Consider the following 13,436-nt stretch of genomic DNA (forward strand, 5'->3'; position numbering starts at 1 on the left):
ACTGCTAAGTATATGTTCCCGAGGGCGGCCTGTCAACGTGTCTTCAGGAACTATGTGTCTTCAGGAACTAGCGCCCATTATTTCTACACCTAACGGATCGCTTGCAAGGGCTGTTAATAGTTTCCTTTCGCGCGCAGTCAGTCATCAGTCATAATCCAGTGGCGGCAACGTCAGGCCTAGCAACCGATCGTCGTCAAGCCGGACGAGATAACGCAAAAGTTGTAGAACCTTGAGTGTCGCGACGTTTCTCGGAATTTATGGTCAAAGTACTTAGATTATCCCTTGCAACCGCAGCGATCCTGCTTCTCCTCGGGAATGCATCATTCGCGGATCCGCAGTTGCCTCAGCCGCAAGGCATGTTGAGCGACTTTGCGGGGAAAATTAGCCCGGCAAATAAGCAGCAAATTGAAACGCTTCTTCGCAACTTTCGCGATCGCACCGGCATCGAGATCGCCGTCGTGACGATTCCGTTCGACAACATGGAAGGCTACCCGATCGAAGACTACGCGCTTCGATTGGGCCGGCAGTGGGGCGTCGGCCGGGATTCGGAAAAGCGTGCGCTGTTGCTTCTTGTCGCGATCAAGCCGGCTGACGGTGAAGGTTATCACGGAGGAACAAGACTCGAAGTCAGCCGTCACCTTGAAGGCGACGTGCCGGACATTCTTGCGGGGGAGCTGATTCGCAAGATGCGCGTTGACTTCATCGCGGGGCGGTTCGATCAAGCTCTGACGACCGGCACTCAAACAATCCTGGCGACCCTGGCTCAGCGGCTCGGGATCTCAATGGACGGCATCGATTCAAGTCAGGCCGCGCGGCAACCCGTCCGGCAGCCGGCTCGCGGGAGCCGAAGCAGCGGACGCGGAATCTCCCTGTTCACAATCGTCATCATCGGGTTTGTCTTGTTCGCGATCATCCGAGCGCTGTTTGGTGGAGGCCGCGGAGGAGGCGGAGGACGACGGGGAGGAATTGGCTCGGACTGGCTGCTCTGGGCCGTTTTGTTTGGCAGCGGCAGAGGCGGCGGCTGGGGTAGCTTCGGCGGCGGTGGAGACTCAAGCTGGGGCGGCGGCGGCGGTAGCGACGGAGGAGGCTTCGGCGGGTTTGGCGGCGGCGGCGACTTCGGAGGCGGCGGCGCGAGCGATAGCTGGTAAGCTCGTTTCGAGGGAAAGATGGTAACGATAGGAGCACGACGAGTCCTGCAAGGAGCAGCGGTATTGCTCCTTCTCTCTGCGTTTGGTTCGTGCTTATCAACTCAGGCCTCGGCCAGCGAGCAGCGACTGCCGTTACCGCGAGGCATGGTAAGCGACTTTGCGGGCAAGCTCAGCCCCGCGACGAAGCGGCAAATCGAAACGTTGCTGTTGAACTTTCGGAATCGTACGGGCATCGAGGTTGCCGTCGTGACGATTCCTTTTAGTGATATGCAGGGCTATCCGATCGAAGAGTACGCGCTTCGACTCGGTCGACTGTGGGGCGTCGGCCGCGATTCACAAAAGCGCGCGCTGTTGCTTCTGGTGGCGATCAAACCGGCCAGCGCCCAAGGCGTTTATAGCGGAGGCACGCGGCTGGAAGTTAGCCGGCACCTTGAAGGCGACATACCAGACATTCTTGCGGCCGAGCTCATTCGCAAGATGCGAGACGGTTTCGTGGCTGGGCGCTTCGATCAAGCACTCACGACCGGTACGCAAACGATCCTCGCCACTCTTGCTGAGCGGCTTGCAGTTTCGATAGAGGGAATCGATCCTGGGCAAGCAGCAAGGCAACCCGTTGTCCAGCCAGCAAGCGTGTCTGGGGCTAGCAAGGCAGAGAACCTCGTTCTCCGAGATATCATCCTCGGCATGGTGTTGATGTTCATCGCTGGACTAATCTTTTATGCGATCTCCCGTCGGCTGCGGGGCGCCGATTCGGGGGAACTGATTGGTCTATTTAACACCGGAAGCTCCGACTCGAGTAGTCGGAGCAGTAGCCCGCACTCAAGCTCGACGTATCCGGAGGTACGCGGTCATCCAGACGCCCCAATTAGTCTCTTTGGCAACGATGGGCACTCCGACCCGAGTAGTTGGAGCAGCAGCCCGGACTCAAGCACGGCGAGCAGTGGCTGGGGCGGCTTCCTTGGAAGCGGGTTCAGCGGCGGCGGTGGAAGTGACTTCGGCGGCGGCGGCGGCGGCGGCGACTTCGGCGGCGGCGGCGCGAGCGATAGTTGGTAAGACACTTAACGATGAACGAAGGATGGTGATCGATAGCCGCGAGATAGGTCATCATTCGGAGTTGGAGGACACCTTGGCTGACGAACTAAACGAGCTTGTAGAAAAGCTGAAAAAAGCGCACGGGGAGAATCTGGGATCTGTGGTGCTCTACGGCTCCGCAGTTCTCGGAGGGCAGCTTGATGACGATCGACCAAAGAAGGTTCTTATTGTGCTCGATCGAATCACGCCTGACGAACTAAAGGCCGAACATGGGATTGCCGAGTGGTGGCGATCAGAAGGCAATCCGGTCGCTGTGTACTTCACAACCAAAGAGATGGCCGACTCGTCGGATGTGTTCCCAATAGAGTTCATTGATATGAGTCAGGTCCACCACGTCCTCTACGGGAAAGATCCGTTCGAGGGACTCGATATTTCCACAAAGAATCTTCGTCATCAACTCGAGTATGAGTTGCGCGCCAAATTGCTGAGGCTGAGAAGGGTTTACATACCGTCCTCGCGAAATGCCAATCTGCTCGCGCGGCTGATGGCTGAATCGTTGGACAATTTTGCAGTTCTATTTCGGCACGTGCTCGTGATGCTTGGAAAGGAAGCGCCCTTCAATAAGCGTGAATGCGTCATGGCCCTCGCCGACGAGCTGCGTCTGGATAAGAACGTTCTCGCGCGCATCTTCCAATATGCGCCCGATGAAGAAGTTTGGCTGGAGTCCGAAACCAACGAGACCTTCGCGAAGTATCTGGCCCAAATCGAGAAAGTGATTGATACAGTAGACAACGGATGAAACGACGCGGCAGACAGCATCACGTCAGCTTCACCTGCTCTAGTCCCTTAGGTGAGAGATATAGCTTTTCAAGGCGGCTCGTCAGGTATTCAAACGCATCGTCAACTGAATCGGTCTTGTGAAATATATCCAGATCCATTGAGCTCACGACACCCCAGCGCACCAGCGCGTCGAAGTTAAGTACCTCGTCCCAGAACTCCGAGCCGAACAGTATCACCGGCATCGTTTTGCTGGGCTTCTTAGTCTGAATCAGCGTGAGCACTTCGAACAGCTCATCCATCGTGCCGAAGCCTCCCGGGAAAACCACCAGCGCTTTGGCCGGATAAACAAACCAGAACTTGCGCATGAAGAAGTAGTGGAAGTTGAAGATCAACTCGCGAGAGACGTATGGATTTACCTCTTGTTCGAGCGGCAATTGGATATTCAAGCCGATCGTCTGGCCTCGGGCCATCGATGCTCCTCGATTTGCTGCCTCCATCATCCCGCGTGATCCCCCCGAGCACACTATGAAGTGATAGTTGCCGGTCAACCCTTTCGACCACTCGGTTACCCTGCGCGCCAGTTCCATCGCATCGTTGTAATAGCGGGCCAGTTTCGTCGCCTGTTCGGCATGCATCAGTTTGGCCTGAACCTCGCGCGTAATCTCATCGCCGGGTTTTAGTCCTTCCCTTACCAATGCGAGTTCTGCCGCCGCCTGCTCGGGTGATATCGAGCGCGCTGAACCGAAGAAAACTATAGTGTCGCGCACCCGATGTCGCCGCAGTCGCGCCTCCGGCTCGAGGTACTCTGACAGTATTCTGATGACCCGCGCTTCCGGGCTCTTCAAAAACTCGGCGTTCAGGTATGGCAGCGGCGGAGAGTTGGGAGGATTTGGCAGTGACATCTTTATCTGAGAACCATCGACGAACCCAGCAAGGGCCCGGATTTACCGTGGACCGTTGGGTTATGAACTCACCTTCCAGATTTCATGAAGCAACTTCCACGCGAGCACAAGCCCAAACAGCACACTGAAGATCCCCGCAAAAAGCCTTATCCCGCCGTTGACGATTGAAAAGCGCCGGGCGGTCACCGCGAAGGGAAGACCAATCATCGCGCTCATCAAAAGCATTCCTCCGATTGAGCCGATCCCGAACACCGCGATGTAAACCAAGCCGAGCGCGACTGAAGGAATAGTCGTCAGCACCGCGAGAGTGAGCGCCGCGCTGCCGGCTACGCCATGCACCATGCCCACGATGAAAGGTCTGCGGCCTATCCGAAACAAGCGATGCTGATGGCTGTGTTCGTCGCGCGTATGCATGTGGATGTGAGCATGTGGCGAAGTACCTTCCTCGTGGGCGTGAGTATGAGTATGGATCAGCCATCCGCGCTCTCGCATCGCTCGCCATGTCGCAGTTACGCCGAGCGCGATCAGCATGCCGGCAACCGGAACTTCCATCCACAGCGTGATATGTTCAGGTATCGATGCGCGGAGCAAAAGGATGACGATGCTTATCGCGAGGAGTGAAGCCGTATGTCCGAGTCCCCAGAACGTGCCGGCCAGCGAAGAGCGCGCTACACTCCTGTGTTCGCTCACGATCGCCGAAACCGCTATCAGATGGTCCGGGTCGAGTGCGTGACGGAGTCCCAGGATAAATCCAAAAGTGAGTGCGGCGGTGATGGTTGAGTCCATCTGTTGGCTCCAACTAGCTATTGATGGTCGCTACTTCGGGCTCGAACGGCTCGATGATAGCACACCGATTGCACGGCTTCCTAAAGATATCCTCCGCACTTTTGCAAGACACGGATCAGTTCGAAGTAATAGGAAAGGGCATGAAGCAAAGCAGAAATACAAGCGCAGCGACGACGGCTAACGTGACTCGGGCTGTTCCGAGCGGCTCTTCCTCGATCACCGGCGGGTGCCCGACCGCCATCAAGAACAGCAGCACAAGAGTCCATAACAAGTAGACCGGCGGCTGATGCAGCACAATCGAAACGATCGCGAGTCCGGCGCACGCGAACGCGACGATACGCGAAATCCACTTGTGTGTCCGGCGTCCTGCGATCGCGTAGAGCACGTGGCCCCCGTCGAGCTGCCCGACCGGAAACAGGTTCAACGCCGTCACTAACATCGTTCCCCACGCCGCCCAATAGATCGGGTTCCAGTCGATCCACTTGGGAAGCCCCAGCAGCTTGGTGACTATGATGAAGAGCAGGGGGTCATTGAACTGTATGCCCGCGCTTGCGGCAGACACCGCGCTGGGTGCCGCCGGTGTAGCAAAGACCAGACCCACTATCGCCGCGGGCAAAGCGAATGCGAAGCCGGCTAACGGTCCGGCGATTCCTATGTCAAACAGTGCGCGGCGCGATCTGATTGGTTCCTTGATTTTGATGACCGCGCCGAATGTGCCGAACAAAGTTATGGTCGGAGGAGCGGGGATGAAAAACGGCAAGGTGGCACGAATACCGTAGTGGCGGCACGCGAAATAATGCCCGAGTTCGTGCGCGCCCAGAATAGTCAGCAGCGTGAATGTGAACAGAAGCCCCTTCAGCAGCGGATCGAGATTCCCAATGGCGGTTTCTTTCAGGACTGCCAGGACGGGAGCGAGCAGCGAGCCGATGACCGTGGGATCATCCTGCACCTGAACAGCGAACGCCGCCCCGGTCAGGGTAGTGCTGATGGCCGTTGTCACGAGCAATGCGGTGTGGAGCAGCACGCGAGACGGCGATAACTCGATCTCGCGTGTTTGGACTGAAGGTGGCGCAGATTGAAACTCAGTGAAGAGGTATGGCTGCTCTGTGTTCTCCACGGATTTAGAATACAACCCTGGAACAGTTAACTGTCAACCATCACGATTGGAGTTCTTTCCCGGGCTTAAACCTGATCGTCTTGCCGGGCGGAATGTCGGTGACCTCTCCCGTTCGAGGATTGCGCCCAACGCCGCGCTTACGAGGCTTAACGACGAAGACGCCGAACCCGCGCAACTCGATTCGCTCGCCGCGTTGCAGAGCTTTCTTCATTGCATCGAACAACGACTCGACCGCCACTTCGGCTTTGATCTTAGGAACGCCAGTCCTGTCGGCAACCTGATTCACTATATCAAGCTTGATCACTTTGGCCTCCCGCTCACGACTTTGTTTGAAACACTGAGAGTCCGATTTAGTAGGGCTGCATTATAGGAGCCGACCAATGGGGTGTCAACGAAAAGATGATGCGCTCGCGGATGTGTTTTGAGCGGCGCACGAAAGCGAAGCAAATCGGTATGAACATCACTGCGACAGCTTCGCTGACCGGCGCTGCTTTGATAGACTGTGACCCGACGCCGGGCGGATTGCGATCGCCCATTCTACGATCACCCAGTTGAGGATCAACGATGGCTATGTCCGAAAGCAAAATTGAAGAGAAACCGCCCACTGACGGATTGAAGAAGCTGGCGGAGAAGAACGCGGCCGCTTTCGCCGGCGGTGGTAGCGAGCGTATCGAGCGCCAACATGCCTCCGGGAAGATGACCGCTCGCGAACGTATCGAGTTCCTGCTGGACGACGGCACGTTCGAAGAGTTCGATCGCTTAAAGAAGCATAGGAGTCAGGACTTCGGCATGGAGACTCAGCAATACCCAGGCGACGGCGTAATCGCGGGCCACGGACTGATCGGCGGCCGCAGGGTTTTTGTCTTTGCCCAGGACTTCACAGTCTTCGGGGGCTCGCTCTCCGAGACCAACGCCGAAAAAATTTGCAAGGTAATGGATATGGCGATGAAAGTCGGAGCGCCGGTAATCGGTATGAATGATTCGGGCGGCGCCCGTATACAGGAAGGAGTGGTTTCGCTCGGCGGCTACGCCGACATCTTTTTGCGCAACACTCTCGCTTCGGGAGTCGTGCCTCAAATCTCGGCGATCATGGGACCGTGCGCGGGCGGGGCGGTGTACTCGCCGGCAATCACCGACTTCAACATCATGGTGAAGAAAAGCTCCTATATGTTCATCACCGGCCCCGACGTCCTAAAGACGGTGACGCACGAAGAGGTGAGCAAGGAAGAATTGGGCGGCGCGATGACTCACAACTCGGTTTCGGGCGTAGCTCACTTCGCCGCTGAAAACGACGAGGAGTGCTTGCGGACCATTTGCGAGTTGCTCTCGTTCATTCCGTCCAATAACCTCGAGGACCCGCCTCGCATCGCAACCACAGACCCGGTCGATCGTGCCGACGAGCGGCTAAACCGGATCGTGCCCGAAGCGCCAAATGTGCCTTACGACATCCGCGACATCATTCATCTGGTGGTTGACGACGGCTATCTGTTTGAAGTGCATGAGCACTATGCGAAAAATATCGTCGTAGGATTCGCGCGGCTCGATGGCCGGCCCGTTGGGATCGTCGCCAACCAGCCGGCGCACCTGGCCGGCGTGCTGGATATAGACGCTTCAATCAAGGCTGCGAGGTTCGTCCGCTTCTGCGACTGCTTCAACATCCCGCTGATCACGTTCGAGGACGTTCCAGGTTTTCTGCCGGGCGTGCAGCAAGAGCACGGCGGGATCATCCGTCACGGCGCGAAGCTGCTGTTTGCGTTCGCTGAAGCGACCGTGCCGAAGATCACCCTGATAACTCGCAAGGCCTATGGCGGAGCGTATTGCGTGATGGCAAGCAAGCACATCCGCGCCGACGTCAACTTCGCCTATCCAACGGCCGAGATCGCGGTGATGGGGGCAGAGGGCGCGGTCGGTATTTTATACCGCCGCGAGATCGCTCAGGCTGAGAACCCCGAGGTAGAAGCAAAGCGTCGCGCCGACGAGTTTCGCGAGAAGTTCGCATCGCCTTACGTGGCAGCCGAACGCGGCTTTATAGACGAAGTCATCGAGCCGAGAGTGACCCGGCTTAAACTTATTCGCGCTCTGGAGATGCTGGATACCAAACGGGATCAGAACCCTCCGAAGAAGCACGGAAATATTCCTCTTTAGTCATTGGTCACTGGTCACTACTCCATAGTTGACCAATGACTAATGACGACTGTACTAGTATAATCGGCGGAGCGCCGAAGGGTGATGCTATGAAAGAATGTCCAACCTGCCGCCGTTTTTTTCCAGATCAGAATACCTTCTGCAGTTTCGACGGGCTGAAGCTTATTCGCTCCGTTCAGAACACAGACGAGCTTCAGCAGGGCGAGGGTCAACGGCAGATTCCGCCTCCGCCGAAGCCGGTGCCGTTGCGGCTCACGATAATTGATCAGAGCGATGAGGGACATCGCTCGCGCGTAATAGATGGGCTCGGCCTCGATTTCGGCAAACAGGGCATGCGCATACAGACGGGCACGATCGAGACCGGACAGCTTCATATCATTCGCGACCACACAGTCGCGTTCAAGAACAAGCTTGAAGTCGAAGTTGATTTGCCAAACGGTACGGTCCGGTACACAGGATTTGCCGCGTGGTACAGACCCGAAGCGGAAGGGCTGTTTTGGGTCGTCGGCGTTTACATACGAGACATGGCTGCAGCAGACCGTCAGGCTTACGACGAATACTTGAAAATGCTTTCTCGGGACACCGGCAACCAGAAGGCGCCGGCATAGTTTTCGCAGCGCTGACTCGACTTCGACCTCTCCGGGGGGATGAAAAAGCGCGCGGATTATTATTATGAAACCGCGAGCAGCGCCGAGATCGTTAACCCGTTGTCAGCCCGATTCGATTTGAATCGTCAGAGTGGAAAGTTCTGACAACATTCGGGGGGATTCTCAATGAGCAGTGACACAGCAGAGGGACGCAACTGGATCGAGCGATTGAGCAGCAAGATACCCGGCTACAGCGGCTACGTTGACCGCGAGCGCCGGCGCGACATCGATAAGCTTCACCGTGAGCATCTGGCAGACCGATTGCGCGCTCTCAAGGCGCCGCTGACGGACCTGATGCGTGAGTTGACCGGCAGCGGACGGCTGTTTGAGGTCGGGCCTGTCGATGCCGCGATAAAGAAACTTGATCACCTTGAAAACCGAGTGAGGTTTGCCAGCTATGGCTATGCGGGCTTCTTCGATGTTGTGAAGATCGAGCAACAACAATTGGACGCGATTTACCAGTTCGATCTCGCGCTGGTCGAGCGCGTTGACAAAATTGAAGCGAAGCTATCAGAGTTGAGCCCCCGAGCTGGAACTCCGGATGGGCTGAAGTCGGCAGTCGCCGAAGTCGCGGCCGAGATCGATCAGACTGGTCGCGCTTTCGACGAACGCTACAAAGCAATTAACAACTTCGCGGAAGGCCAGCCTCCGGGCAAACCGCTGTTCAGTTAGTTAAGGGTTCAGAGTTCAGAGTTCCGGGTTCTGGTTGGGAAATTCGCTGGCGAGCCTAAAGACGAGAAACCAGAAACTAGAAACCACAAACCTCTGCACCAGGAACCCTGAACCCTGAACCCGAAACCCGGAACCGCTTTTAAGCCGATGGCAGAAAACTGTAAAAACTGTGGGTTGGAGTTATTCGTCGGCCAGCGATTCTGTCGCGCTTGCGGCGCATCGACCGAAGAGCTATCCGACGAGCATGCACCCACCCGCAGGATGCCTCCACAACCCGAGGATTGGGGCGCGCGCAGCGCCGCCAGCACTGCCCCAACCTCCCGGCCCGAGACGAGTCCTGTTTATGATCCCGTTGGCTATCAACCGATGGCGCCGGCGATGCACCCTCAAGCTTTCCCGCCATACACCCCGCCGCCTGCGCGCTCGCGCGTGGGGTGGATAATAGCCTTCATCGGCATCGGGCTGTTCGTCGCGGTGGTTTTCGCCGTGATGATGGTCGCGCGCTTTGGGCGCCGCCAGTTAGGCAGCATTCCCGATCGACCTCCGTCGATTCCGGCTGTGCCACAGGGCGACGAGAAGGTCTTGAGCGAAACGAATGCTGACCAGGTCGTGTCTTACGGAAACGAGACCACGCTGGTCAAGACATTTCCGCTCAGGGACGGCGCGCGATTCTCGATTAAGAACGTCAACGGGAGCATTTCTGTCGAGGGCTGGGATCAACCGAAGGCCGAAGTGAAAGTGATAAAGCGCGGCGCCGATCGTGGCGCACAGGTTTTCTTCACCAGTAGCGCGAATAGCGTAACTCTGAGGACTGGAGTGCCCGGCGGCAATGGCGGCAATGGCGGCAACCAGGATATTCGCTACGAGGTGAAGCTCCCTCGCGAGATGGGCCGTGTACAACTCAGCTCGGTCAACGGCTCAATCAAGCTCTCTGAAGTGACCGGCCAGATAAGCGCAGAAAGTGCTAACGGCAATATAGAGCTGACCGATGTTGTCGGGGTGTCAAAGGTTCAAACAACCAACGGGAAGATTATTGCCGTCCTGCAAGAAGCGACGAACGACCCGATGGAGTTCACTGCGGTCAACGGCAAAATAGACTTGACGATCAAATCCGACTTTGACGCCAACCTGGAAGCTTCAACAGTTCACGGCGGCATAGACATTGATGACGAGTTTGGAATCCAGGTGCAAAGGCAAGTCGTGGGTCAACGTGCAAGCGGACAGATCGGGTCAGGGGGCCCGCCCCTCAAGCTTACGACTGTCAACGGCAGCATCAAACTCGCGAAGCAGTGAACTTTCAAGGAGAGCAAAGAATGGCAATTGAAGTCTTACAGTATTTCGACCAAACAGGAACCGAGTTGGTTCATCGCATACCCGAGAGTGGATCCTCGGACATCAAGCTGGGCGCTCAGTTGATCGTGCAGGAGAACCAGGCGGCGGTCTTCTTCCGCGATGGAAAGGCGCTCGATACTTTTGGTCCTGGGCGCCACACGCTCACGACTAACAACATACCACTGCTAACCACGCTTTTGTCGATCCCGTTTGGAGGAAAGTCTCCGTTTCAAGCAAGCGTGTTGTTCGTTGCGCGACACACGTTTCAAGACTTGAAATGGGGAACGAAAGAGCCAATAGCGTTTCGCGATACTGAGCTTCGAATGGTTCGGCTGCGGGCGTTTGGCAAGTACTCGATGCGAATCACCGATCCGCAGTTATTCGCCGGCTCGATCGTCGGCACCCGCGGAATCGTATCGTCCGAGGCGATAGGCTCATTCCTGCGCGACATCGTCGTATCCCGGCTCAACGACCTGCTCGGCGAAAACCTTAAGACCATTTTCGATCTCCCAGCTTATTACGATGAGCTCGCCGCCGGAGTAAAGTCGCGGGTGGCCGATGACTTCTCCAAGCAGGGGCTCGAGCTTGTCGATTTGATCATCTCGGCGATCACTCCGCCCGAGGAAGTTCAAAAGATGATCGACGAGCGCTCGGGGATGGGCGCAATCGGCGATATGACCGCCTACATGCAGTTCAAAGCCGCTCAGGCACTGCCGGACGCGGCGAAACAAGAAGGCGGCGCAGCCGGGCAAGGAATGGGACTCGGGCTCGGGTTGGGCTACGGGCAGATGATGGCCGGAGCGATTGGCGGCGCGCATGCCCAGGGATCGGGCGCGGCCCAGACTCAGACCGTACCGTGCGCGAAATGCGGTACCCAGAATCCAACCGGCGCGAAGTTCTGCTCAAACTGCGGCGCCACACAACAGGCTCCTCAAGCCGCTTCCGTGGAATGTCCCTCCTGCCACGCGCAGGTGCAGGCCGGGACCACATTTTGTGCAAGCTGCGGGACGTCGCTTGCTCCTCAAGCGTGCAAGAACTGCCAGTCGCCGGTTCAGCCCGGATCGAAATTCTGTGCGAGCTGCGGCACACCGGTGTGATGCCCGGGCATCAGGTTCGAGAACCATCGTCGTGAATGAATCGACGGGGACCTGAAGAACAGGTCTTCGAAATTGCGCAACAACGCGGGCCGCGAGGTCGATCCGATCGCGCGGCCCGATTCTTTTGGCGCACCGGCTCGGCAGCCGTTACAATGTGAGTTCACTCAAAAGACAAAGAGATATTTATTCAAGGAGACCACCAATGACAGCTTCACGACAACCAGAAGTGAGCGTTCACGACAAACTCTACGTCAACGGCGGATGGGCCGAGCCCGCAGGCAAGGGAATGCTCGATGTGATCAACTCGACAACCGAAGAAGTGATGGGGCGCGTTCCCGAAGGCTCGCCCGAAGACATCAATCGCGCGGTAGCCGCGGCGCGCGCAGCTTTCGATTCGTGGTCGGCGACTTCAGCGGCCGAGCGCGCCGGCTTCCTCGGGAAGATCTCGGCGGGACTCGCGGCGCGTCAAAACGAGATCGCAGCGATCATCGCCAGCGAAGTCGGCATGCCGCTGCCGCTGGCGACAATGGTTCAAGCCGGAATGCCCGCGATGGTGATGGGCTCCTACGCGAAGCTTCTAGCCGACTACTCGTTCGAGGAGCAGGTCGGCAACTCGCTTGTGGTGAAAGAGCCGGTTGGCGTGGTCGGGTGCATAACGCCGTGGAACTATCCGCTTCATCAAGTCGTGGCGAAGGTCGCGCCCGCGCTTGCCGCCGGATGCACCGTCGTCTTGAAGCCCAGTGAAGTCGCGCCGCTCACCGCCTTCATCCTCGCCGAGATCGTCGACGACGCCGGTCTACCTGCGGGCGTCTTCAACCTCGTCACTGGCCTCGGTCCCGTCGTCGGTGAAGCGCTGGCGTCGCATCCCGACGTCGACATGATTTCGTTCACCGGCTCGACCAGGGCGGGTAAGCGAGTGAGCGAGCTTGCATCCCAGACGGTGAAGCGGGTCGCTCTCGAACTCGGCGGCAAGTCGGCGAACATCATCCTGGACGACGCGGACTTCGAGAAAGCTGTTCGAGGCGGCGTGAGCAATTGCTACTTCAACTCGGGCCAGACCTGTTCCGCTCAGACTCGAATGCTTGTCCCGCGAGAGCGCCACGACGAAGCGGTAGGAATCGCCAAAGAGGCAGCCGAGAGTTTTACGGTCGGCGATCCTCGCGAAGGCAAAGCCAAGCTCGGCCCGCTCGTCTCCGAAGTTCAGCGCGATCGGGTGCGCGGCTACATCAAGAAAGGTTTGGACGAAGGCGCAACTCTTGTCACCGGCGGCCCCGAAGCGCCCGAGGGTTTGGACAAGGGCTATTTCATTCGGCCTACCGTATTCGCGAACGTGAGCAACGATATGACGATCGCACGTGAAGAGATTTTCGGTCCGGTGCTTTCGATCATTCCATACGAAGACGAAGACGACGCGGTGAGAATAGCGAACGACACAGTGTATGGACTGGCGGGCGGTGTGTGGTCTTCGGATGTTGAACGGGCCAAGCGCGTGGCACGGCGGCTTCGCACCGGGCAGGTGGACATCAACGGCGGCAAGTTCAACGTATTCGCGCCGTTCGGCGGCTACAAGCAATCGGGGAACGGGCGCGAGATGGGCAAGTACGGACTGGAGGAGTTCCTGGAAACGAAGTCGCTGCAGTTGTGAGCTTGCAGGGGCGGGCCTCCACGCCCGCCCCTGCGTCGCGCGATTCGAATCACAGCGCCAGTCATTGAGCGAGGGGCGGCCACAACGGGCCGCCCAAAACTTTTAAGGCGGTGTTGAGGGCGCGATGAAAGTT

At 57.6% G+C, this 13,436-nt stretch carries 13 protein-coding genes; 9 read left to right on the forward strand and 4 right to left on the reverse strand.

All coding sequences use genetic code 11. The features are described 5' to 3' along the window. Nucleotides 1-257: 257 nt before the first annotated feature. The 3 genes from AABO57_06610 to AABO57_06620 are packed head-to-tail and all read left to right on the forward strand — an operon-like array spanning nt 258 to nt 2,979. Nucleotides 258-1,148: a TPM domain-containing protein gene (locus AABO57_06610; protein MEK6285393.1), complete on the forward strand. Its 891-nt coding sequence runs from the start codon at nt 258-260 to the stop codon at nt 1,146-1,148. 18 nt (nt 1,149-1,166) lie between these two features. Next, nucleotides 1,167-2,201: a TPM domain-containing protein gene (locus AABO57_06615; GenBank protein MEK6285394.1), complete on the forward strand. Its 1,035-nt coding sequence runs from the start codon at nt 1,167-1,169 to the stop codon at nt 2,199-2,201. Further along, nucleotides 2,137-2,979 (forward strand): hypothetical protein, encoded by an 843-nt coding sequence (locus tag AABO57_06620; protein MEK6285395.1) that lies wholly within the window; start codon nt 2,137-2,139, stop codon nt 2,977-2,979. Before AABO57_06615 ends, AABO57_06620 begins: the two co-directional genes overlap by 65 nt. A 19-nt stretch (nt 2,980-2,998) precedes the next feature. Here the strand turns inward: AABO57_06620 and AABO57_06625 are convergent, their stop codons facing one another. The 4 genes from AABO57_06625 to AABO57_06640 form a co-directional block, all read right to left on the reverse strand. Further along, nucleotides 2,999-3,862 carry an LOG family protein gene (locus tag AABO57_06625; protein ID MEK6285396.1) on the reverse strand — a complete coding sequence of 288 codons (864 nt, stop codon included), beginning with the start codon at nt 3,860-3,862 and terminating at the stop codon, nt 2,999-3,001. A gap of 60 nt (nt 3,863-3,922) precedes the next feature. After that, the gene (locus AABO57_06630; GenBank protein MEK6285397.1) at nt 3,923-4,648 is read right to left on the reverse strand and encodes an urease accessory protein UreH; all 726 of its coding nucleotides are present in this window, start codon (nt 4,646-4,648) and stop codon (nt 3,923-3,925) included. Between the two features lie 115 nt (nt 4,649-4,763). Continuing rightward, entirely contained in the window at nt 4,764-5,765 is a 1,002-nt protein-coding gene (locus AABO57_06635) for a site-2 protease family protein (GenBank protein ID MEK6285398.1), read from the reverse strand. A gap of 40 nt (nt 5,766-5,805) precedes the next feature. Beyond that, complete coding sequence (locus tag AABO57_06640; protein MEK6285399.1) at nt 5,806-6,069, reverse strand: HU family DNA-binding protein; 264 nt, start codon at nt 6,067-6,069, stop codon at nt 5,806-5,808. 266 nt (nt 6,070-6,335) lie between these two features. On the opposite strand from AABO57_06640, the gene AABO57_06645 reads away from it, so the two are divergent. From AABO57_06645 to AABO57_06670, 6 genes are all read left to right on the forward strand, one after another. Beyond that, complete coding sequence (locus AABO57_06645) at nt 6,336-7,910, forward strand: acyl-CoA carboxylase subunit beta (GenBank protein MEK6285400.1); 1,575 nt, start codon at nt 6,336-6,338, stop codon at nt 7,908-7,910. 89 nt (nt 7,911-7,999) lie between these two features. Beyond that, nucleotides 8,000-8,518, forward strand: coding sequence for a hypothetical protein (locus tag AABO57_06650; protein MEK6285401.1), 519 nt, complete (start codon nt 8,000-8,002; stop codon nt 8,516-8,518). Nucleotides 8,519-8,683: 165 nt separating this feature from the next. Beyond that, nucleotides 8,684-9,229, forward strand: coding sequence for a hypothetical protein (locus AABO57_06655; protein MEK6285402.1), 546 nt, complete (start codon nt 8,684-8,686; stop codon nt 9,227-9,229). Between the two features lie 147 nt (nt 9,230-9,376). Further along, entirely contained in the window at nt 9,377-10,522 is a 1,146-nt protein-coding gene (locus AABO57_06660; GenBank protein ID MEK6285403.1) for a DUF4097 family beta strand repeat-containing protein, read from the forward strand. Nucleotides 10,523-10,542: 20 nt separating this feature from the next. Further along, complete coding sequence (locus tag AABO57_06665) at nt 10,543-11,658, forward strand: SPFH domain-containing protein (GenBank protein ID MEK6285404.1); 1,116 nt, start codon at nt 10,543-10,545, stop codon at nt 11,656-11,658. A gap of 226 nt (nt 11,659-11,884) precedes the next feature. Further along, a complete protein-coding gene (locus tag AABO57_06670; GenBank protein MEK6285405.1) occupies nt 11,885-13,303 on the forward strand; it encodes an aldehyde dehydrogenase family protein in 1,419 nt (472 codons plus the stop codon). Nucleotides 13,304-13,436: the final 133 nt, after the last annotated feature.

This window comes from Acidobacteriota bacterium, assembly GCA_038040445.1.
Lineage (GTDB): Bacteria > Acidobacteriota > Blastocatellia > UBA7656 > UBA7656 > Onstottus_A > Onstottus_A frigus.

Excerpts from the sequence above, each read along its gene's own strand:
- AABO57_06650 (MEK6285401.1), top strand. The coding sequence starts at position 8,000 with ATGAAAGAATGTCCAACCTGCCGCCGTTTTTTTCCAGATCAGAATACC.
- AABO57_06655 (MEK6285402.1), top strand. The coding sequence starts at position 8,684 with ATGAGCAGTGACACAGCAGAGGGACGCAACTGGATCGAGCGATTGAGC.
- AABO57_06625 (MEK6285396.1), bottom strand. The coding sequence starts at position 3,862 with ATGTCACTGCCAAATCCTCCCAACTCTCCGCCGCTGCCATACCTGAAC.
- AABO57_06645 (MEK6285400.1), top strand. The coding sequence starts at position 6,336 with ATGTCCGAAAGCAAAATTGAAGAGAAACCGCCCACTGACGGATTGAAG.
- AABO57_06630 (MEK6285397.1), bottom strand. The coding sequence starts at position 4,648 with ATGGACTCAACCATCACCGCCGCACTCACTTTTGGATTTATCCTGGGA.
- AABO57_06615 (MEK6285394.1), top strand. The coding sequence starts at position 1,167 with ATGGTAACGATAGGAGCACGACGAGTCCTGCAAGGAGCAGCGGTATTG.
- AABO57_06665 (MEK6285404.1), top strand. The coding sequence starts at position 10,543 with ATGGCAATTGAAGTCTTACAGTATTTCGACCAAACAGGAACCGAGTTG.
- AABO57_06610 (MEK6285393.1), top strand. The coding sequence starts at position 258 with ATGGTCAAAGTACTTAGATTATCCCTTGCAACCGCAGCGATCCTGCTT.
- AABO57_06660 (MEK6285403.1), top strand. The coding sequence starts at position 9,377 with ATGGCAGAAAACTGTAAAAACTGTGGGTTGGAGTTATTCGTCGGCCAG.